Source organism: Salinicoccus luteus DSM 17002, assembly GCF_000712035.1.
GTDB lineage: Bacteria > Bacillota > Bacilli > Staphylococcales > Salinicoccaceae > Salinicoccus > Salinicoccus luteus.
In genome coordinates this window covers 58,536-78,194 of record NZ_JONV01000006.1, presented here as the reverse complement: position 1 = coordinate 78,194, position 19,659 = coordinate 58,536, and the positions used below count along the sequence as shown (strand labels likewise).

General features: G+C 50.7%; 21 protein-coding genes and 1 riboswitch. Of the genes, 10 read left to right on the top strand and 11 right to left on the bottom strand.

Annotated elements, in window-relative coordinates; genetic code table 11:
• The first annotated feature begins 5 nt into the window (after window positions 1-5).
• Window positions 6-959: a tRNA modification radical SAM protein MnmL/YtqA gene (gene mnmL / locus BO53_RS0100565; RefSeq protein WP_031544332.1), complete on the top strand. Its 954-nt coding sequence runs from the start codon at window positions 6-8 to the stop codon at window positions 957-959.
• On the top strand, window positions 952-1,512 hold the full coding sequence (mnmM, locus tag BO53_RS0100560) for a tRNA 5-(aminomethyl)-2-thiouridylate-methyltransferase MnmM (RefSeq protein WP_031544330.1): 561 nt from the start codon (window positions 952-954) through the stop codon (window positions 1,510-1,512). Before mnmL ends, mnmM begins: the two co-directional genes overlap by 8 nt.
• 16 nt (window positions 1,513-1,528) lie before the next feature.
• Here mnmM and BO53_RS0100555 read toward each other — a convergent pair whose 3' ends face one another.
• On the bottom strand, window positions 1,529-2,332 hold the full coding sequence (locus BO53_RS0100555; protein ID WP_031544328.1) for an alpha/beta fold hydrolase: 804 nt from the start codon (window positions 2,330-2,332) through the stop codon (window positions 1,529-1,531).
• An 81-nt stretch (window positions 2,333-2,413) separates the two neighbouring features.
• On the opposite strand from BO53_RS0100555, the gene BO53_RS0100550 reads away from it, so the two are divergent.
• The 4 genes from BO53_RS0100550 (at window position 2,414) to BO53_RS0100535 (ending at window position 5,079) form a co-directional block, all read left to right on the top strand.
• The gene (locus tag BO53_RS0100550) at window positions 2,414-2,914 is read left to right on the top strand and encodes a gamma carbonic anhydrase (RefSeq protein ID WP_031544326.1); all 501 of its coding nucleotides are present in this window, start codon (window positions 2,414-2,416) and stop codon (window positions 2,912-2,914) included.
• Between the two features lie 85 nt (window positions 2,915-2,999).
• Window positions 3,000-3,989 (top strand): proline dehydrogenase family protein, encoded by a 990-nt coding sequence (locus BO53_RS0100545; RefSeq protein WP_031544324.1) that lies wholly within the window; start codon window positions 3,000-3,002, stop codon window positions 3,987-3,989.
• Window positions 3,990-4,357: 368 nt separating this feature from the next.
• Window positions 4,358-4,723 carry a fluoride efflux transporter FluC gene (locus BO53_RS13515; RefSeq protein WP_051682952.1) on the top strand — a complete coding sequence of 122 codons (366 nt, stop codon included), beginning with the start codon at window positions 4,358-4,360 and terminating at the stop codon, window positions 4,721-4,723.
• Window positions 4,720-5,079 carry a fluoride efflux transporter FluC gene (locus tag BO53_RS0100535; protein ID WP_031544320.1) on the top strand — a complete coding sequence of 120 codons (360 nt, stop codon included), beginning with the start codon at window positions 4,720-4,722 and terminating at the stop codon, window positions 5,077-5,079. The genes BO53_RS13515 and BO53_RS0100535 overlap by 4 nt, the downstream gene beginning before the upstream one ends.
• Before the next feature lie 48 nt (window positions 5,080-5,127).
• On the opposite strand, the gene BO53_RS0100530 is transcribed toward BO53_RS0100535, so the two are convergent.
• Both BO53_RS0100530 and BO53_RS0100525 read right to left on the bottom strand, forming a co-directional pair.
• Window positions 5,128-6,507 (bottom strand): NAD-dependent succinate-semialdehyde dehydrogenase, encoded by a 1,380-nt coding sequence (locus tag BO53_RS0100530; protein WP_031544318.1) that lies wholly within the window; start codon window positions 6,505-6,507, stop codon window positions 5,128-5,130.
• Between the two features lie 79 nt (window positions 6,508-6,586).
• Complete coding sequence (locus BO53_RS0100525; protein ID WP_031544316.1) at window positions 6,587-7,495, bottom strand: nuclease-related domain-containing protein; 909 nt, start codon at window positions 7,493-7,495, stop codon at window positions 6,587-6,589.
• A 316-nt stretch (window positions 7,496-7,811) separates the two neighbouring features.
• Here BO53_RS0100525 and BO53_RS13980 point away from each other — a divergent pair, with 316 nt between their 5' ends.
• A complete protein-coding gene (locus BO53_RS13980) occupies window positions 7,812-7,964 on the top strand; it encodes a hypothetical protein (protein ID WP_169738717.1) in 153 nt (50 codons plus the stop codon).
• Between the two features lie 64 nt (window positions 7,965-8,028).
• On the opposite strand, the gene metK is transcribed toward BO53_RS13980, so the two are convergent.
• Complete coding sequence (metK, locus tag BO53_RS0100515) at window positions 8,029-9,222, bottom strand: methionine adenosyltransferase (RefSeq protein ID WP_031544314.1); 1,194 nt, start codon at window positions 9,220-9,222, stop codon at window positions 8,029-8,031.
• Window positions 9,223-9,313: 91 nt separating this feature from the next.
• A riboswitch (SAM riboswitch) is annotated at window positions 9,314-9,419 on the bottom strand.
• Between the two features lie 151 nt (window positions 9,420-9,570).
• Between metK and pckA the strand changes: the two genes are divergently transcribed.
• Window positions 9,571-11,151: a phosphoenolpyruvate carboxykinase (ATP) gene (gene pckA, locus BO53_RS0100510; RefSeq protein WP_031544312.1), complete on the top strand. Its 1,581-nt coding sequence runs from the start codon at window positions 9,571-9,573 to the stop codon at window positions 11,149-11,151.
• Window positions 11,152-11,199: 48 nt separating this feature from the next.
• On the opposite strand, the gene ytkD is transcribed toward pckA, so the two are convergent.
• Entirely contained in the window at window positions 11,200-11,661 is a 462-nt protein-coding gene (ytkD, locus tag BO53_RS0100505; RefSeq protein ID WP_031544310.1) for an RNA deprotection pyrophosphohydrolase, read from the bottom strand.
• A gap of 76 nt (window positions 11,662-11,737) precedes the next feature.
• On the opposite strand from ytkD, the gene yidD reads away from it, so the two are divergent.
• Entirely contained in the window at window positions 11,738-11,980 is a 243-nt protein-coding gene (yidD, locus tag BO53_RS14080; RefSeq protein ID WP_031544308.1) for a membrane protein insertion efficiency factor YidD, read from the top strand.
• Between the two features lies 1 nt (window position 11,981).
• On the opposite strand, the gene menE is transcribed toward yidD, so the two are convergent.
• Genes menE through BO53_RS0100475 form a run of 5 tightly spaced genes read right to left on the bottom strand, consistent with a single transcriptional unit; the run spans window position 11,982 to window position 18,070 of the window.
• Window positions 11,982-13,385 (bottom strand): o-succinylbenzoate--CoA ligase, encoded by a 1,404-nt coding sequence (gene menE, locus BO53_RS0100495; protein WP_031544306.1) that lies wholly within the window; start codon window positions 13,383-13,385, stop codon window positions 11,982-11,984.
• 50 nt (window positions 13,386-13,435) lie between these two features.
• Window positions 13,436-14,254 (bottom strand): 1,4-dihydroxy-2-naphthoyl-CoA synthase, encoded by an 819-nt coding sequence (gene menB, locus BO53_RS0100490; RefSeq protein ID WP_031544303.1) that lies wholly within the window; start codon window positions 14,252-14,254, stop codon window positions 13,436-13,438.
• A 3-nt stretch (window positions 14,255-14,257) separates the two neighbouring features.
• On the bottom strand, window positions 14,258-15,043 hold the full coding sequence (gene menH / locus BO53_RS0100485) for a 2-succinyl-6-hydroxy-2,4-cyclohexadiene-1-carboxylate synthase (protein ID WP_031544301.1): 786 nt from the start codon (window positions 15,041-15,043) through the stop codon (window positions 14,258-14,260).
• Window positions 15,033-16,709 (bottom strand): 2-succinyl-5-enolpyruvyl-6-hydroxy-3-cyclohexene-1-carboxylic-acid synthase, encoded by a 1,677-nt coding sequence (gene menD / locus BO53_RS0100480; protein ID WP_031544299.1) that lies wholly within the window; start codon window positions 16,707-16,709, stop codon window positions 15,033-15,035. Before menD ends, menH begins: the two co-directional genes overlap by 11 nt.
• On the bottom strand, window positions 16,706-18,070 hold the full coding sequence (locus tag BO53_RS0100475; protein WP_031544297.1) for an isochorismate synthase: 1,365 nt from the start codon (window positions 18,068-18,070) through the stop codon (window positions 16,706-16,708). Before BO53_RS0100475 ends, menD begins: the two co-directional genes overlap by 4 nt.
• 119 nt (window positions 18,071-18,189) lie before the next feature.
• Here BO53_RS0100475 and BO53_RS0100470 point away from each other — a divergent pair, with 119 nt between their 5' ends.
• Window positions 18,190-19,107 carry a 1,4-dihydroxy-2-naphthoate polyprenyltransferase gene (locus BO53_RS0100470; protein WP_031544295.1) on the top strand — a complete coding sequence of 306 codons (918 nt, stop codon included), beginning with the start codon at window positions 18,190-18,192 and terminating at the stop codon, window positions 19,105-19,107.
• Window positions 19,108-19,136: 29 nt separating this feature from the next.
• Here the strand turns inward: BO53_RS0100470 and BO53_RS0100465 are convergent, their stop codons facing one another.
• Entirely contained in the window at window positions 19,137-19,646 is a 510-nt protein-coding gene (locus tag BO53_RS0100465; RefSeq protein ID WP_031544293.1) for a hypothetical protein, read from the bottom strand.
• Window positions 19,647-19,659: the final 13 nt, after the last annotated feature.

Sequence of the window (19,659 nt, the reverse complement as noted above, 5' to 3'; positions counted from 1 at the left end):
AGAATATGACGGATTTCAAATACAGTTTTGATGATAAGCGGTACCATACCCTCAACTATCATCTTAAGAACAAATTCAATGAAAAGATTTTCAAAGTGGCACTGGATGCCGGGTTCGACTGCCCCAACAGGGACGGCACCGTCGCTTATGGCGGATGCACATTCTGTTCGGTTGCGGGCAGCGGCGATTTTGCCGGTGACCGCGTCGACCCAATCCCCGTACAGTTTGAAAAGATCAGGTCCAGGATGCAGGATAGGAAGTGGAAGAACGGCAGGTACATCGCCTATTTCCAATCCTTCACCAATACACATGCCCCCCTTGAAGTACTGCAGGAAAAATTCGAAGCGGCACTCGACATAGAGGGTGTCGTCGGCCTCTCCATCGGCACGCGCCCGGACTGCCTGCCGGATGACGTCGTGGAATACCTGGCCGAACTGAACACCCGTACCTACCTTTGGGTCGAACTCGGACTCCAGACCGTCCATGACAGCACCTCGAAGCTGATCAACCGTGCCCATGACCTGGACTGCTACCTTGAAGGTGTACAGAAGCTCAGAAGGCATGGCATCAATGTCTGCAGCCATATCATCAACGGCCTTCCCCAGGAGGACCGCAGCATGATGATGGAAACAGCCGAAGCCGTAGCAGCCATGGATGTACAGGGCATCAAGATCCATCTGCTCCACCTCCTGAAGGGCACACCCATGGTCAAACAGTATGAAAAGGGGCTTGTTTCCTTCCTGAACCAGGAGGACTATGTAAACCTCGTTTGCGATCAGCTCGAAATCCTGCCCGAGGAAATGATCGTCCACCGCATTACAGGCGATGGCCCCATCGACCAACTCATCGGGCCGATGTGGAGCACGGACAAATGGAATGTACTCAACAGCATCGATGAGGAACTGAAAAGAAGGGACACCCATCAGGGAATCAGCTACAAGGAGAAGATCAATGCTTAGACGTGTACTGCCCCAGGCAAAAACCCTTGCACAGGATATCATACAGGCGGGAGACGCTGTTGTGGATGCCACATGCGGCAACGGCCATGACACGAAGTTCCTTTCGGAACTCGTGGGCGCGGCCGGCAAAGTGTACAGCTTCGACATCCAGGCCGAGGCGATCGAGAACGCCCGGTCGCTGTGCGGCAGCCATAAGAATATAGAGTTCATCCTGGATTCACATGAGCATGTCGACCGTTATGTCGACAGCCGCCCCCTGAAGGCCGCCATGTTCAACCTCGGATATCTTCCGAGAGGCGACAAATCGATTACGACAACCCCCGCCTCCACCATGCTTGCCATCCAGAAGCTTTTCGACCGGCTCGCAGATGGCGGCCGCATCATCATCGTCGTCTACCATGGCCATCCAGGCGGCAAGACTGAAAGGGATGTGCTTATGGAACAGCTTTCCCAGTGGCCCCAAAAGGAAGCACAGATACTCAAGTACCAGTTCATCAATCAGAAGAACGACGCCCCGTTCCTATTGTGCATAGAAAAAAACAGACACGCCTGACCCCAGGCGTGTCTTTCTATTTGATGAGACCGATCCGAAACAGCTGGGCGCTTAGGAAACGTTCCATATGATAATAGGGAACGGAAGTGTCCCCCCTCTGGAAGATGCTGTGTTCGATGCCATTCAACATATGGATGGACAGCTCCCTCGTATTCATACGTTTAATGTATTTGGCGGTGAGATAGGGTTCGATGATGTCATTCTCCCGGCTGAGCATCGCCGACACTGGCACATCAGGGAAGTCATCCATAAACTCCGTCGTGGATTTCATCTGATTGATCACCGTCCGGTACCAGTGGTAGCTCACCTTCCTGACCAGCAGTTCGTCATTTTCATACTGGCTCAGAAACTTCCTGTCTTCGGTGAAATAGCTGAAATGGATGCCCGGGTCAAAACGCGTCGTATCACTTGATGTCCTGACACTTGTCCGTATTGTGTTCTTCCTGTTTATGAAGGACTGCTTGAATGCCAGCAGTGGATTGAGGAGAATCAGGCCATCTGCGATGATGAGGTTCTGTCGGATGGCTTCGATTGCAATCAGCCCGCCGAGCCCCTGGCCAAGCATAAAGGTCGGCAGCCGGTATGCCCGCGCTACTTCATGCCATTCATGAACGCGGTCCAGATATTGTGTGAAATCGTTGATATGCCCCTTGTTCATGCGTGTGGTCTGGCCATGGCCCGGCAGGTCTCCGGTTATGACATGATAGCCTGAATTCCTCAGCTGTGATATCACCTGTGCGTAGTATTCATGATGCTCCATCATGTCATGTATGACAACAATTACACCCTTGGCCTGCTTGTCGGTTTCCCATTTCCACATTGCAATGCTCCTAACATACTGTAATTCATTCTTATATGATAAACTTATTATAACAATCCAATAGAAGAAAGGACATGAGAAATGATACTCGATTACAAAGGAGATACTCCAAAAATTAATGAAAGCGCTTTTATTGCTCCGAATGCTACAGTGATAGGAGACGTGGAAATCGGGGGCCAGTCGTCCGTATGGTTCGGGACTGTCCTGCGGGGGGATATTGCACCGATCCGGATCGGCAGCCGTACGAATATACAGGACCTCTCCATCCTGCATGAAACGCCGGACATGCCCCTTGTCATAGAAGACAATGTGACTGTCGGACACAAGGTGACGCTCCATAGCTGCACCATCAGAAAAAATGCATTGATCGGCATGGATTCTACAGTACTTGATGGTGCAGTCATCGGAGAGAATGCCTTCATCGGGGCAGGCAGCCTTGTGACGCCAGGGACCGAAATCCCACCCAATACACTGGCATTCGGACGACCGGCCAGGGTTGTGAGGGATCTGACTGATGAAGATCTGGAAGAGATGAAGCGGATCAACGAAACATATGTCAATCATATCCCCCACTACAAATAAAATATAATTTTGACATATTTTTGATGTCTAAAAATTTCAATTAAGGGTAGAATATAAACTGTTACGAAGACTCGGGAGGTAAATTATGCCATTATTAAGAGATGTATTCATCGCACTATCAGAAAACAAGGTAATGAACGAGGCAAGCAAGAAAATGGGTCTGAAGTTCGGGGCCAACAAAGTTGTAGGCGGCATCACAGTAGATGAGACGATTGAGCGTATCAAGGATATCAATTCCCAAGGGATGAGTGTCAGCTTTGACAACCTTGGTGAATTCGTCACCAATAAAACGGATGCGACAAAGGAAAAGGACCTCATCCTGAAAATGATACAGGCCATCGGCGAGGAAGGCGTGGATGCTTCTGCATCGGTCAAACTGTCGCAGATTGGCCTCAACATCGACTATGACTTCTGCCTGGACAATGTCAGGGAAATCATGGATGCTGCAAAAGCGAATGATATGTTCGTCAACATCGACATGGAGAACCATGCTGCCTATGACGATACCATCCGTATCGTCGACCAGCTTATGGAGGAGTATGACAACATTGGCACTGTACTGCAGTCCTATCTATACAGTGCAAAGGACGATGTCTACAAATATAAGGACAACAGGATCCGTTTTGTTAAAGGTGCCTACAAGGAGTCGCCGCAGGTTGCCCTGCAGTCCAAGGAGGACATTGACAAGGCATTGGAGCTTCTGATCAGGCTCCACCTGACCAAGGGGGAAGGTTTCACTTCCATCGCTACCCATGATCACAATATCATCGAAAATATGATAGATTTCATCAAGGAGAACGATATACCGAACGACCGATTCGAATTCCAGATGCTTTTCGGCTTCCGCAAAGAGCTCCAGAGGGAGCTCGTGGAGAGGGGCTATAACGTATGTGTCTACATTCCGTTCGGCACCGACTGGTACGCCTACTTCATGAGGAGACTTGCAGAGCGCCCGCAGAACATCAACCTGGTGGTCAAATCACTCAGCAAAGACCACACGTTCAAGACTGCCTCTGCAGCAGCAGGTGCCGTGGCCATCGGGTTCGCCGCCCTGAAAATCTTTAAAAGGAAATAGATGTACCAATATTAAAAGCGCAACTTTTAGAGTTGCGCTTTTTTCATTTATCCGAAGCCATCTCCCCTGTCGGTGCATCCATCAGCCTATGGCTGCTGTCCACCTGATGGGCCACCCGCTTCCCCTCATTGCCACAGTACTCTGCATGTCTACTTCCATATTTTCATTAAAACCTGCATTACAGATTATGTAATTCAATACTGAGGTCCCGAAGAAAATCCACCATCGATGATTGATGTATTCTGCCCTTTCTTCATCCGTCCACACTCTCTTCTGAACTTTTCTTGTGTTAATATTATATAGGCATTATCCGTGTTCTGCACTTCACCCTAATTACCAACTATCCAACTATCGAGGGAGGATATATATTGAAAAGATACCTATTCATATCATTGGGTGCCATGATCGGTGCACTCCTGAGATTTTTCATCTCCTTTGCGACGGTATCCGGCACATCACCCTTCTTTATGGGCACGCTGATTGTGAACATGAGCGGTGCCTTCGTCGCCGGTGTCCTGCTCAGAAAATTCCATGACAGGGAGGGCCATATGCGTGACTTTCTCATCACCGGCCTTTTGGGAAGCTTCACTACATTCTCCATGCTGACATATGAGCAGTACCTCCTTCTCTCCTACGGGGAATACTTCATTTTTCTCATCTATCTTGGAGTGAACATGGTCGGCGGCTTCTGCCTTGCCCTCATGGGCTGGAAGGCAGGTGGTATGGGACGATGATCGAGCTGATTCTCCTTGCCCTCAGTGCCGCGCTCGGTGCTGTCATAAGGGCCTATATCATTTCTTTGAAACTGTTCGACCGCTTCAGCCTGCCATACGGCACTTTCACCGTCAACGTTCTCGGTGCATTCATGATGGGGCTGAGCATTCCGCTCGTTGCACAGGGAAGCCTGATCTATTTCATGGTGATATTCGGCTTTCTTGGCGGATTGACCACCTATTCCGCTTTCACCCTCGATCAGCTTCGGCTGTTCGAGACGAAGGCATTCAAGGCACTCGTCAGATACACCTTCACCATGATGTTCTTCTGCCTCGTCGCCCTGGCGCTTGGACTTCTGATCGGCGTCTCTTTCTGATTCCATAGAAATGGCCTGCATCCAGTGGATGCAGGCCATTTCTATAATCTATATCCTCATTGAAGTGATTTTTGTTTCCAGATACGGTTCGATGCCTTCCGGTCCACCTTCGCGTCCGATGCCGCTCTCTTTCAAACCGCCGAATGGAATGTGTGCCGCACTCGGCTTGCCGTTGTTCCAGCCTATCACGCCGAAATCAAGGCCTTCCTGCAGCTTGATGCCATCCCGGTAACTTTCGGTGAAGAAGTATGCCGCAAGACCGTATTCCGTGTCGTTGGCCTTCTCTATTGCCTCATCCAGGGTGGAGAATGTCTGAATCGGGGCGACTGGGCCGAATGTCTCTTCATTCATGATCAGCATGTCGTCTGTAGCACCCGTAATGACCGTCGGTTCGATGAAGTATCCGGCGTCCTTGCTGCCTTCACCCCCGGCAGTGATCTGTCCGCCTTTATCCTTTGCATCACTGATGTGCTGCATAACCTTGTCATATCCATCCTCATTGATCATTGGTCCCACTTCGACACCTTCATCGAGGCCATTTCCGACCTTAAGCTTCTTCACCCGCTCGGCAAATTTCTGGCTGAATGCTTCTGCAACATCTTCATGTACATAGAATCTGTTGGCACATACGCATGTCTGGCCGGAGTTTCTGAATTTCGTCGCTACCGCATGTTCCACAGCGGTATCCAAATCCGCATCCTTATGCACTACAAGCGGTGCATGGCCGCCAAGCTCCATCGTGATGTTCTTGACCGTGGATGCAGCCCCTTCCATCAGCGTCTTGCCGACGGCAGTGGAGCCCGTGAAGGTCAGTTTCATGATCTTTTCGGATTGTGAGAATACTTCTCCGACATCCTTGCCGGAAGCCGTAACGTACTGGATGACGCCCTCCTCGAATCCGGCCTCCAGGGCGAGGTCTAGGAACCTGATTGCAGACAGCGGTGTTTCACTCGCTGGTTTTACGAGGAAAGTACAACCCGCAGCCACTGCCGGCGCTGCTTTCCTTGCCATCATCGCCACCGGGAAGTTCCACGGTGTAATCGCAGCAACCACCCCGATCGGCTGTTTGGTCACGACCAGGCGCACATCATCTTCATGCTGTGGTATCGTCCGGCCGTATACCCTTTTTCCCTCTTCGGCATAGTAGTCGATGTAGCTGCATGCATATTCCACTTCACCGGCTGCTTCCTTGAGCGGCTTGCCATTCTCTTTAGTGATCAGCTCTGCAATTTCGTCCTTATTTTCCCTTATGAGCTCAGCCCATCTGACCATCAGTGCACTGCGATCATGCGCATTTTTCTTCCTGAACTGCTTGAACATCTCGTGTGCCTTGTCGATCTTCTGTTCAATGTCCGCTCTGCTTTCCTTTTTGACCCTGTCAACCTCTTCCCCGGTAGCCGGGTTCAATACGATTATTTCTTCAGACATTGCTACGCCTCCTTTGGAATAAATAAAAGCCCTATAAAAAAATTATAGGACTTTTTCATACCCAAGACAAAGGATACGATTATGGGTTCAATTGGAAGATTGCTTCTGCGATTTCATCCAGGTCCTTCACTGTATACTGGAATCTGCCATGGAAGACGTATTTCAGGAAGAAGTTCTCCAGTTCCTCTTCTCCGACGAGGACTTTTATGGATGGGTCCGTAGAGTAGTTGCTGATGGAGTAGTTTCCATTGTCCTGCGGGTTGAAGTAGAGCATCGGCACGACATCATATTGGAGCTTGAAGACGTTCTTCAGCTTCTCGGCCGATATCTTCGTCTCCTCTATCGTGTCATTGTAGTAGTTGACTGATACATTCTTATCATCCGACTTTTCGAAGATCAGGGTCTGTTCCTTGGATTTGTCCAGATCCAGCAGATCGAAGAAGGATTCGATATACGGCAGCTCTTCAAAATTGCTTTCATCCACCCCGTGCAGTATATGACCCTTCCAGTACTTGGAATCAATCAGGTATATACCTGTGCGTGTGAGCACCAGATGGTCGATTTTGCGTGTATTTGTATAGTTTCTCGAAGGCAGATAGACATTGGATAGTATATACATGTCCGTTTCCCTGATCTTTTCATCACGTACAAGACGCTCTTTCAACTGGATCAGCGAGAGATCGGTCAGATATTCACCCTTGTCCACTGTAAACTGGCGCAGGCTTGAAAGTTTGTTGTTGAGCAGGGTTGTATCATTATGATATTTCTCGTTCAGTGATGATACTTCCTTCTTATATTCCAGGCGCTGCTCTTCATTGTCGGATTCATACTTCTCTACCAGGCTTTCCTTCTCTTTGCCGTATTCGTCCTTGAGCGCATTGACCCTGTTCCTATGTTTGAGATAATAGACCAGGAAAGCGATGGCAATGGCCAGCAGCAGCACCAGCAGTGCAATGACGATTGGATTAGTGAAAATTTCCGTATTCATAGCTCCTTCTCAATTCCCTTCCATATTGTAATTTCTGTCGTCTTGCCTAAGACTTTGTTCATTATATCAAAATAATATCTGTTTACGGTCAAAAACGGATATTTTCATAAAAATCTATTTACCATCCATCATATCTGTGTGAATCTACCATTTTAAATGAATGTCCCTTCAGCCAAAGGCTCAGAATTTCATCCGGCTCAGAATCTTTTATGTTTTAACACCCCCGCCCCGGGTACCTGTATACTGACTTGCTAGGCAGAGAGAGAATTAGCAAGCAGCTTAGTATGCAGACTATTAGAAAGCAGGAGGGTTGATTATGGAACTCAGAAAGTATCTAATGGCCGGCGGACTTGCTTCAGTTCTCGTGCTCGGCGCTTGTGGCGGAGATACTGCCGAAGAAGACACTACCGAAGAAGAGACGATGGAAGAGGACACAATGGAAGAAGAGACAATGGAGGACGATATGTAGCAGCAAAAGGTGCATCGTCTACAAAAGCGAAGGCTCCGGGATACTCCGGAGCCTTTTTCCATATTTAATTCACCTTGAGGCTCGAGAGCTCCTCTTTGAGCTGTGCGGCCTTATCCAGCTTCTCCCATGGGAAATCCTGGTCTTCCCGTCCAAAGTGGCCGTAGCTTGCCGTATTTTTATATATCGGGCGGCGCAGGTCGAGCATGTCTATGATGCCATCCGGAGAAAGGTTGAAAATCTTTCTGATGACTGCGACGATATCCGCCTCGCTGTAGGATGAAGTGCCGAATGTATCCACGGATATGGATACGGGCTCGCTGACTCCGATTGCATATGCCAGCTGGATTTCACACTTCGAAGCGATGCCTGCAGCAACAATATTTTTTGCGATGTAGCGTGCGGCATAAGCTGCGGAGCGGTCGACCTTGGTCGGATCCTTGCCGCTGAAGGCACCGCCCCCATGGCGTGCGTAGCCCCCATAGGTATCGACGATGATCTTGCGTCCGGTCAGTCCGGCGTCGCCCTGCGGGCCGCCGATGACGAAGCGTCCCGTCGGATTGATGATATATTTCGTTTCCTCATCAAGCAGTTCGGCCGGCACCACTTCACGGATGACGTGCGTAAGCAGATCCCGCTGGATCGTCTCCTTTTCAACCTCTTCGTGGTGCTGTGTCGAGATGACGATGGTATCCACCCGCTTCACCTGGTCATTCTCATCATACTCGACAGTGACCTGCGTCTTGCCGTCGGGTCTCAAGTAGTCGATGATATTCTCCTTGCGTGCCTCGGTCAGGCGCCTCGACAACTTGTGCGCCAGTGCAATCGGCAGAGGCATCAGTTCTTCAGTCTCATCGCATGCAAAACCGAACATCAGCCCCTGGTCTCCAGCTCCTGTGGAAACGGCATCCGTCTCCCTTGTCTCAACAGCGTTGTTGACCCCCTGGGCGATGTCGGAGGACTGCTCGTCTATTCCGGTGAGGACGGACATCGTCTTGTAGTCGTAGCCGTACTTGGCGAGCACATAGCCGATATCCTTCACCGTCTCCCTCACTATTTTCGGAATGTCCACGTATGTGTTTGTGCTTATTTCTCCGACGATCAGCGCCATGCCGGTATTCACTACGGTCTCACAGGCGACCCGGGCATGCGGATCCCCTTTCAGTATTTCGTCCAGAATTGCATCCGATATCTGATCCGCAATTTTATCAGGATGTCCCTCCGTCACGGATTCGGAAGTAAAAAGTCTACGCTCTGCCATTAAAAATATCTCCTTTATGATTATTAGCTATCTCCCAGTAGCAAAAAATAAAGCCTTTTCTCCAATAATACGAGAAAAGGCTCCGCTCTTCCCCTTATCGATCAGAATAACTTCTGCATCCTTTAGCACCTTTCTTTGTTGAAAAGAGGTTGCTGGGTTTCATCGGGTATGTTCCCTCCACCGGCTCTTGATAAGAGATAACTTAACATATAATATACTAGATGATGGGAATCAAATCAAGGTAATAATATTTTACAATTATTATGTCACATCAATTATCAATGTGTTATACTAATTCGTGAAAGTACCTGATTACTTTGTAAACTACATAAAACGGGGGCAATAATTATGGTAAACCATTCCGAAAGCATTCAAAATCTGGTGGCTAAGGATACTTCGCATGTACAGCTTTCCACATCCAAGCTGGTCGAAAAGTCTTTGAAAAGAAGAGAAGGCAGACTGACGGAGACAGGTGCACTCCGTGCTGAGACGGGCAAATATACCGGACGCAGCCCGAAGGACCGCTTCATCGTCGAAGATGGTGTATCAAAGGACAAGGTGGACTGGGGTGAGGTCAACCAGCCCATCTCTGAAGAAGTCTTCGACAACCTCTTCTCCAAGGTCGTCGACTACCTCGATGAGAAGGAGGAAGTCTTCGTCTTCAACGGCTATGCAGGTGCTGATGAAAAGACGCGCCTCAACCTCAGCGTGGTGACCGAGTTCAGCTGGCACAGCATGTTTGCACGCACGATGTTCATCCGTCCCGAAACGAAGGAAGAAGCCCTCGGCATGGATCCACAATTCACGATCGTTTCCGCACCGACCTTCAAGGCCGATCCTGAGACCGATGGAACCAAGTCGGAAGCGTTCGTCATCGTCTCCCTCGAAAAAGGCATCATTCTGATCGGCGGTACGGAATACGCAGGGGAGATGAAGAAGTCCATCTTCTCCATCATGAACTACCTGCTGCCCGAACAGGGTGTGATGAGCATGCACTGCTCTGCCAATGTAGGGGAAAACAAGGATGTCGCCCTCTTCTTCGGCCTCTCCGGCACAGGCAAGACGACGCTGTCCGCGGATGCCCAGCGCGAACTCATCGGCGACGATGAGCATGGCTGGAATGAAGACGGTGTATTCAACATCGAAGGCGGCTGCTACGCGAAGACGATCAACCTCTCCCCTGAGAAGGAGCCTGAGATCTTCAAGGCGATCAAGTTCGGCTCGGTGCTCGAGAATGTTGTCCTCGATGAAGATGGAAACCCGGACTACGATGATGGGGCACTGACCGAGAATACACGTGCCGCCTACCCGCTTGATCATATCGACAATGCACGCATCCCATCCGTGGCAGGACATCCGAATACAATCATATTCCTGACTGCAGATGCCTTCGGTGTACTGCCTCCGATCTCCAAATTGACGAAGGAACAGGCAATGTACCACTTCCTGAGCGGATTCACATCAAAACTCGCAGGCACGGAACGCGGAATCACTACGCCGCAGCCGGTATTCTCGACATGCTTCGGCTCACCTTTCCTGCCATTGCATGCCAAGACCTATGCGGATATGCTCGGCGGCCTGATCGACAAGCATAACGTGGATGTATACTTGGTCAACACCGGCTGGAGCGGCGGTGAATACGGTGTCGGCAAGCGCATGGACCTCAAATATACACGGTCCATGGTGAGGCGTGCCATCAGCGGTGAACTCGCACTCAATGCCTTTGAGGAGGATTCCGTATTCGGCCTCAGCATCCCGGCTTCAGTGGCAGGTGTACCGAAAGAGATACTCAACCCCCGCAATACATGGGTTTCCGAGGAAGCCTACGATGAGAAGGCCAATGAGCTTAAAAAATCTTTCATCGAAAACTTCAAAAAGTTCGGGACCGAATCAGAATACATCGCCAAAGAAGGCGGCTTCACACTATAATGGAATAGAATTGAAGAAGCCGGGATATCAGATGATATCCCGGCTTCTTCATGTGGATTGGTCATCATTCCGGATTTTCCGATACAGGTAGTCGATGCATGGGTCTTTGAGCAGAAAGCTCCTCCGCTCCTCAGGTATGCCTTCGACTGACGGGTACAGCACCGGCCCATAAGTCTCCATGTACTCGCACTTGAAAAACATGTCCTCGACTTCTGCAAGATAGACGCCTTTGACGAAAGGCCTGGTCTCATCATGGACGGTGTAGACACCGACGAACTGCATATTCCCGATACTTGCGCCCGTCTCTTCGAACACTTCCCTGTGCACCGCTTCCTCCGCACTCTCCCCCGGCTCTATCTTGCCGCCCGGAAATTCTATGCCGCGCACCTTATGGTCTGTGAACAGATATTTCCCATCCATCACACAGATGGCAAGAATATGGTCCATATCACTGGTATGTTCGAATTTGAGCGTCACTCTCCGGCCACTCTGGTCTTTAAATTCAAGCATCGTATCATCTCCAAATTTGCTTAAATCCAGTGTACCCTATATCATTACAGTTATAAATGCTATAGTGGTGATTAAAATGAAAACAGTGATTCTATATATGATGCGGTTCTATCAGAAGGCCATCTCCCCCATGTTTCCCCCGAGCTGCCGCTTCAATCCGACATGTTCAAACTACGGCATCGAGGCAGTCCAGGAGCATGGTGCCCTGAAAGGGAGCTATCTGGCGGTGAAGCGGATCCTCAAGTGCCATCCCTTCCATCCGGGCGGCTATGACCCCGTGCCACTAAATCCGAAGAACTATGAGAAAAAGGAGCAGTAACCTAACGGTTGCTGCTCCTTTTGATGTTGTACGCCTGCTGGTTCTGGGCTCTCGACACCTTGCCCGTCGAAGTCATGATGATGTTCCCGACGCGATGTATCTCCTTTGGCAGCTTGTATCTCGCGAGATGCCGCTCAAGATGGGCCATGATTCCCCCATTATCGACGCCCATGCCTTCAGCCAGTTCAACGAGCAGGACCGGGACCTCCCCCCACTCGCTGTCCTTCCTTTTGACGACCGCAGCATTCACGACCCCGGGATGGGCAGTCGCCACATCCTCTATCTCTTTCGGATAGATGTTCTCGCCTCCGCTGATGATCAGATCTTTCCGCCTATCCAGAATATGGAGGTATCCCGCTTCATCGATGTATCCCATGTCCCCGGTCCTGAAGTATCCCTCGGAAACTTCCATAGCGGCATTCAGGTACCCCCCTGTAACCGGTCCGCCGCGTACGAGGAGTTCACCATCATTGTCATGATCGATCACGATATCGATGTTATCGAGCGGCTTCCCCACCGTACCTTCAAGGATTTTTGGATCATCCGGTGCAATGGAGACGATCTGTGAGCATGTTTCGGTCATGCCGAAGGAGTTGTAGACCGGCAGCCCCAAGGAAAGTGCACGGCCCAGTATATCCCTGGTGACTCCGGCACCGCCGAGGAGTATGCCTTCCAGCCCATGTTCGCGCACCCCATGGTCCATCAGCCGCTTCAGCATGATCGGCACCATGCTGGTATGGGTCACACCATACTCCGATATGGTCCGCCATATCTTCGCCTCTTCAAACTTTTCGATGAGCACCATGGTGCAGCCCCGGATCACCGACCTCAACAGGACGGAGAATCCTGAAATATGGTAGATGGGATTGATGTTCATCCACATGCTGTCCTCCGTATAGCCGAAACGGTTCTCACAACCGATGGCTGAAGCGTAGTGGTTGTCATATGTCTGGGTCACGGCCTTCGCCCTGCCCGTCGTTCCTGATGTGAACATGATCGACAGTATATCACTGCCGGATGCGCGCCTGCTCTCTCCGGCCTCGGACGCCCTGTTCCGGAGATCCGTCCATCCATATACCCTGTATCCCTCAAGTTCGAAGGGTTCAGTCGTCACGATTGTATCCACATCGATGTCATCCAGCTGGACTGAAATCTCGCGTCCCGTCAGCCGGGTATTGATCATCACAATTTCAATGTTGGCAAGCATGGCCGCATGGATGGCATACACCGCATCCAGCGTATTGCCGATGAAAAATGCAATGCGCGTGCGGCCGAGTGATTCGAGGCAACCCTTCATTTCCCCTGCCGTTTCATACAGTTCCGAGAAGGTGACCTCAGCCCCCTCGAATATGACGGCCGGCTTGTCCGGCATCTCCCGGGCACGCGTTTCCAACCAATTGTACATAGTCTCTTCCACCTTTAAAAAAGCCCATCATATGATGGGCTGATAAATGCTTATGGGAATCTTGGGAACTGTCCGAAGTCAGGCTTTCTTTTTTCCTTGAAAGCTTCCCTGCCTTCTTTCGCTTCGTCTGTAGTGTAGTAGAGCAGCGTCGCATCCCCTGCCATCTGCTGCAGGCCTGCAAGACCATCCGTGTCCGCATTCATGCCCGCTTTCAGCATACGCAGTGCCGTTGGTGAATGCTGCATCATCTCTTCGCACCATTGAACCGTCTCGTCCTCCAGTTCTTCAAGCGGCACCACTGTATTTACGAGGCCCATATCCAGTGCTTCCTCTGCATTGTACTGTCTGCACAGGTACCAGATTTCACGCGCCTTCTTGTGTCCGACGATGCGTGCGAGATAGCCGGCACCATAGCCTGCATCGAATGAACCGACTTTGGGACCGGTCTGGCCGAAGCGTGCGTTGTCTGCAGCGATTGTCAGGTCGCACACCACATGGAGTACGTGGCCGCCGCCGATTGCATATCCGGATACCATGGCTACCACAGGCTTCGGAATGACACGGATCAGACGTTGAAGATCCAGTACGTTCAGTCTAGGGACATCATCTTCCCCGACATATCCGCCATGACCGCGCACCTTCTGGTCTCCACCGGAGCAGAACGCCATATCCCCTTCACCGGCCAGGACGATGACCCCGACATTCTGGTCGTCGCGCGCGCGCGTGAAGGCATCAATCATTTCAGTGACCGTGAGCGGAGTGAATGCATTCCGAACTTCCGGACGGTTGATCGTCACTTTGGCGATGCCGTTGTAGAACTCATACTTGATCTCTCTATATTCTTTGAGTGTTTCCCATTTTCTTGCCATTCTTTATCCTCCTAGTAGAAAATCTATCACTATTGTACCAAATTTTTGTGGTGCTTCCATATGAATGTTGTGCCCGGCCCCATCGATGATTTCAAGACGGGCATCCGGGAGCAGTTGTGACATTCTGGAATTGACTGCTATGAACTTCTCATCCTGCGCGCCTGCCAGGAGCAGTACGGGGCGGTCGATATCCCCAAGCTTTTCCCAATAGGAAGGCTGGACGCCCGTGCCGTACTTCATCAGGCTGTCCGCTGCTTCTGCCGGCTGCTGGGAGAGGCGGTTCTGCCGCTGCTGCTCCTGCGTCTTTTCAGGCAGCGTCCGCTGGCTGCTGAACAGCCCCATTTCCTCCCAGCCGGCGATGAATGCAGTGAAGTCCTCGTTGATGCGTGCAGCCCGCCCGGCATCTGTATGCCGGCGGGACTCCCGCTCCTCATCCGATGCGATCCCAGGGGAACCGCTCTCCAATACGGCACGCCCGACATATTCGGGGTGGCCGGCAATGAAGGACAGGGCAACCCTGCCCCCCATCGAATATCCGAGTATATCCACCTTCTGGATATCGAGGGATATGAGGAGCCGGCGGAGTCCCTCCGCAATATCCTCCATGCCGTAGTCGATGCCGGTGCTTGGCGTGCCGCCGAAACCCGGAAGGTCGACTGTGAGCATGTTGAAATGTGGCGCCAGCTCGCCGGCCACCCCCTCCATGCTCGCCATATCAGACAGAAATCCATGCAGCAGCAGGATCGTCCGGCTTTTGCCGTTATCTCTGAATCGATGGTTAAATTTCAACGGATTTCACCACATCTTCGATCTGCCGACGCAGATCCTGGTGGGATGCGGCATTCGTCACCCTGTCCGTCTTTATTTCTATAATGTTCCGGCCCTTTTGGTTCATGAGCCCGTTCGTGATGTCCGCGATCTTGTCCGTATGCATGTAGTTGAAATTGTACAGCTCGGCAGTGTGTCTGAAATCGAGATCCAGCGGGGTGCCGAAGAGCCGCTCGAAATGTTCCTGGTTGTCATTCTGGGGCAGGAAGCTGAATATGCCGCCCCCATTGTTGTTGAACACGATGATATTGATGTCGATGTCCTCGAGCTTCGACATGATGAGCCCATTCATATCATGATAGAGCGCAATGTCGCCGATGACGAGGGTGAGCGGCGTCTTTACAGCCATGCCGAGTGCAGTGGACACCACGCCATCTATGCCATTGGCGCCCCGGTTCGCATATATCCGCTGGGTATTGTCCAGGTCGTACCGCTCCCCATCCCTGATCGGCATGCTGTTGGAGAGGAATACTGCACGGTGCGCCGGTGTGTGCCTGATAATTTCATACATGAAGCGCCCTTCATCATCATAATCGGCGATGTACTTTTCGATCCTTTTGCTGATGCGGGCATCGAGCGCCGTCAGCCAGGCCTTGGGACCTGTCCCGCCGGATGAGAATTCGATCGACTTCAAAATTTCACTGATTGTGCCCACAAAGGCTTCCTTCGGTGCTACCGGGAATGTCTTCAGTATCTGGTGCTCACTGATCAGATACTGCGGAACACCAGACTGGGCCAGGAATTTGTTGGTCGCTTTTGATGTAAGCGGTTCTCCAATACGTACGATGAAGTCGACTTCACGCTCAAGCCGTTCGAATTGCTCGGGATGCATGCTGTTGAAGATGAGATCCTGGTGGGTGATGGCACCTGCCAGGTTCCGCCGGATATGCTGGCGTGGATCCGTAATCACTGTCAGGTTGTCCCTGTCCAGGATCGGCGCTACCGCATCCAGTTCCTCGACCGTCTCCCCGATCAGTACAATGCCGTGCCCATCCAGACGAATGCCTGCCTCGGGAACGGTTCTGTACTGGGTCAGCGCCTTCGGCGTCCTGAAGAAGAGATCGGTCCGTGTCATATCCGGCATCAGCGGTTCCCTGATCGGTATATTGATATGCACCGGTCCCATTTCCAGACCCCTGAGATACTGTGCACACTGCATGACTTTCGTCTCAAGCAGGTTCGGGAGGGATTCATGCACATCCGCAATCGGCAGCTCCGTATAATACCGCACGTAATTCCGGTACATGTCCCTCTGGTTGATCGCCTGCGGCGCCCCAACATCCCGCAGTTCATGCGGACGGTCTGCCGTCAGTGCGAGGAGCGGGATATGACTGAGGTCCGCTTCGGCGATTGCCGGCAGATAGTTTGCCGCCGCCGTACCCGACGTGCATATGAGCCCCACGGGGGAATGCTCCAGCTTGGCCAGTCCAAGCGCAAAGAAAGCCGCACTCCTTTCATCCGGGTGAATATGGGTGTGGATGTCCGGGTGAAGCTCTGCTGCCAGGGCCAGTGGTGTCGAACGTGAACCTGGACTGATGACGATCTCCTGTACACCGTGGGACTGCAGCAGATCCATGAGCGTGAACACCTGGTACGTCAATGCATTCTGATGGTCTGATGGATTCATTTGTTCTCTACCCCCAGTACATTAAGCATTGGTGTGAATTTGACACGTGTCTCTTCAAATTCCTTTTCGCTGGAAGACCCTTTGACGATGCCGCATCCTGCGAACAGTGTTGCACTGTTGGCATGCAGCAGCATGGATCTTATGGCCACGACGAACTCGCTCTCATTGTCTTCGTGGATGAGGCCGATCGGCGCTGCATAGAGTCCTCTTGTGCCGTATTCCTCTTCCATGATGTACTGCCGGGCCCGATCCTTCGGCATGCCGCCGACAGCCGGTGTGGGATGGATGGCATCCAACAGCTCGAATATGCCGGTCTCTTCCGCCAGTTCCGCCCTGATCGGCGTGTGGAGATGATAGATATATCTGTTTTCCAGTATATTGGGCTCGGGGCCGAATTCCACCCAGTCCGTGAATGGTTCGAGATCGCTGACGATGGACTCCCGCACAAGCTCATGCTCATACCGGTTCTTCTCATCGTTCAGAAGGAATGACTTCTGCATTTCATCCTTCTCTTCGTCCCCGGTGCGCTCCGACGATCCTGCTATCGCATTCGTCCGCAGCGTATTCCCCTGGATATCAAAGAGCTTTTCAGGCGATTTGGACACAAAGAGCGACTTCCCTTTTTCATAATAGATCGTATATGTGCCTGTTTCGTCATTCAATCTTTTCAATAAAAAAAGAGGATCGATCGTTGATTTGAATGTCAGCAGACGCTGTCTCGCCAGCACCACTTTCCTGAAGGCCGTTTCATCCAGTACACTCACGGCCTGGTCGACGAGTGACTTCCATTCCTCCGGAAAGATGTCCTTTTCCATATTGATCTGTGGCGCTTCGAACGCTTCGATTTCGACTGCTGCAATGTTTTCAAGCTCTCCTGAAATGCTGCCCAGAACAGAAGCCATGTCCACATCCGCAAGCGGAACCGAATAGAACAGTTCCCTGTTGACCAGGTCGAACTGCCACTTCGGAAGGTGGAATTCCACCATGGTAAAATCGTTCCATTCATCAGAAGTGTCCTTATTATCAAAGCGCGTGCCGCCAAAAAGGCTGAGGGAGGATTTCATATCCTCTTCAAGCGCCACTTTCTGGACCTTGTCATATAATGTGGATTTCTGGACGGCCAGTGCCCTGGAGGAATACTTGTCCCTCTTGATGCTCTCAAGGTATTCAATACCGACAGTGTTATATCTGTCGTCTTTGGAACGGAACCAGTACCTTGCCCCCTGCGATTGACGGAAATATGAAAATATCTTCTGTTCATCTATATCATATCCATCAATGGGCAACTGCAGGCTGAGGTAGGCTCTGTCTGAATCCAGCCTGACGTCATCCAGAATGTTTTGATATGCTTCCAAATTCATTAATACACACTTCTTTCCGCATAATTAATACTATTTTATCATTTATTCATTTACCTGTGTATGATATATAATCAAATGTGCTAAAATTGTTATCATCATTATTAAAAAGGAAGATCGCCATGCAAGGAACAGATACACATACAGGTATCAAAAAATATATCAGCCTGACCCGTCCACATACACTCACTGCCGGATTCGTACCAGTGCTCGTCGGTACAGCGAGTGTACTTCTATTTTCGTCCATCAGATGGGATATGTTTTTTGCGATGCTGATCGCCACCCTGCTCATCCAGTCTGCAACCAACATGTTCAATGAGTACTTTGATTATAAGAAGGGGCTCGACAGCCGCGAATCGGTGGGAATCGCCGGAGCGATCGTGCGAAACGGCATGTCCCCGCGGGCTGTGCTCAGCATCGCAGTGGTCTTCTATATCCTCGCGGCCCTGATCGGCATCTACATCACAGTGAACAGCTCATTCTGGGTACTCGTGGCCGGCATCATTTCCATGGCCGTGGGTTACCTTTATACAGGTGGACCCTACCCGATTTCATGGACGCCCTTCGGTGAAGTTTTTGCCGGCTTCTTCATGGGTACCGTCATCATCATGATCACATTCTTCATCCATACGGGCACACTGCACTACTTTCCGCTTCTGATGTCGATTCCTGTCGCCATAACAATCGGACTTCTGAATATGGCCAACAATATCCGGGACCGCAAAAAGGATAAGGAGAGCGGCAGGAAGACATTCGTCATACTCGTAGGGAAACCGGTTGCCGTAATCACAACCACCGTGCTGCTTGCATTCTCCTACATCTTCATCGGATGGGTGGCGTTTTTCAAACCGTACGGATCTGTATTCATGATCCTGACCTTCCTCTCCCTGCCTATATTCATAAGGACCATCAAACTGATGTGGAAGGGCAGCACACCCCAGGAACTCATCCCAGCCATGGCCTCGATGGGCAAATTGAATACGATTTTCGGCCTCCTCCTGACCATAGGCCTCCTCCTGTATGGAATGACAGGAATTTAAAAGCTCTGGCGATAATCGCCAGAGCTTTTTCAAACCATTTTATTCTGCTGCATATTTGTATAGAAATCACGGAAGCACTGGAAATGATTCGGGTTCAGATTGCGCAATGTACGATTCCGTACAGCGCCCCTCTCGTTCAGGATCTTCAAGAAAAGCACTCCTGTTTCATATCTGGATGAGTCCGAGTCGTCATGGTCGAAATCCATATTCTTGATTTCATCGATACGGAATTGGGTGATGGTCCAGTCCGCCTCCTCGTTGAAGTCCTTAAGAATGGACTTATGTACACTGATGATCTCATCCTCAAGCAGGAAATAGAGTGCCGTACGCGTGAGGTTGATCTTGCATGTACCGATGCAGTGGACCTGCTTGAAGCGGTAGCTTTCAAAATCGATGTTCTCCCTCAAAAAACGTTTCGCGACTTCAAGGAATTCCTTCTCCCTGCCGTCAAGTTCATGTTCCACTGTGAAAATTTCTTCTATGCTCTGCGGCAGTTCAACATTATCCAGATATTCATTTACTTCATGATAGGCTATCATATGCATTCTCCAT

What these genes read in the sequence shown, in the direction of transcription:
- mnmL (WP_031544332.1), top strand. Translation starts at nt 6, where the DNA reads ATGACGGATTTCAAATACAGTTTTGATGATAAGCGGTACCATACCCTC.
- mnmM (WP_031544330.1), top strand. Translation starts at nt 952, where the DNA reads ATGCTTAGACGTGTACTGCCCCAGGCAAAAACCCTTGCACAGGATATC.
- BO53_RS0100555 (WP_031544328.1), bottom strand. Translation starts at nt 2,332, where the DNA reads ATGTGGAAATGGGAAACCGACAAGCAGGCCAAGGGTGTAATTGTTGTC.
- BO53_RS0100550 (WP_031544326.1), top strand. Translation starts at nt 2,414, where the DNA reads ATGATACTCGATTACAAAGGAGATACTCCAAAAATTAATGAAAGCGCT.
- BO53_RS0100545 (WP_031544324.1), top strand. Translation starts at nt 3,000, where the DNA reads ATGCCATTATTAAGAGATGTATTCATCGCACTATCAGAAAACAAGGTA.
- BO53_RS0100535 (WP_031544320.1), top strand. Translation starts at nt 4,720, where the DNA reads ATGATCGAGCTGATTCTCCTTGCCCTCAGTGCCGCGCTCGGTGCTGTC.
- BO53_RS0100530 (WP_031544318.1), bottom strand. Translation starts at nt 6,507, where the DNA reads ATGTCTGAAGAAATAATCGTATTGAACCCGGCTACCGGGGAAGAGGTT.
- BO53_RS0100525 (WP_031544316.1), bottom strand. Translation starts at nt 7,495, where the DNA reads ATGAATACGGAAATTTTCACTAATCCAATCGTCATTGCACTGCTGGTG.
- BO53_RS13980 (WP_169738717.1), top strand. Translation starts at nt 7,812, where the DNA reads ATGGAACTCAGAAAGTATCTAATGGCCGGCGGACTTGCTTCAGTTCTC.
- metK (WP_031544314.1), bottom strand. Translation starts at nt 9,222, where the DNA reads ATGGCAGAGCGTAGACTTTTTACTTCCGAATCCGTGACGGAGGGACAT.
- pckA (WP_031544312.1), top strand. Translation starts at nt 9,571, where the DNA reads ATGGTAAACCATTCCGAAAGCATTCAAAATCTGGTGGCTAAGGATACT.
- ytkD (WP_031544310.1), bottom strand. Translation starts at nt 11,661, where the DNA reads ATGCTTGAATTTAAAGACCAGAGTGGCCGGAGAGTGACGCTCAAATTC.
- yidD (WP_031544308.1), top strand. Translation starts at nt 11,738, where the DNA reads ATGAAAACAGTGATTCTATATATGATGCGGTTCTATCAGAAGGCCATC.
- menE (WP_031544306.1), bottom strand. Translation starts at nt 13,385, where the DNA reads ATGTACAATTGGTTGGAAACGCGTGCCCGGGAGATGCCGGACAAGCCG.
- menB (WP_031544303.1), bottom strand. Translation starts at nt 14,254, where the DNA reads ATGGCAAGAAAATGGGAAACACTCAAAGAATATAGAGAGATCAAGTAT.
- menD (WP_031544299.1), bottom strand. Translation starts at nt 16,709, where the DNA reads ATGAATCCATCAGACCATCAGAATGCATTGACGTACCAGGTGTTCACG.
- BO53_RS0100475 (WP_031544297.1), bottom strand. Translation starts at nt 18,070, where the DNA reads ATGAATTTGGAAGCATATCAAAACATTCTGGATGACGTCAGGCTGGAT.
- BO53_RS0100470 (WP_031544295.1), top strand. Translation starts at nt 18,190, where the DNA reads ATGCAAGGAACAGATACACATACAGGTATCAAAAAATATATCAGCCTG.
- BO53_RS0100465 (WP_031544293.1), bottom strand. Translation starts at nt 19,646, where the DNA reads ATGATAGCCTATCATGAAGTAAATGAATATCTGGATAATGTTGAACTG.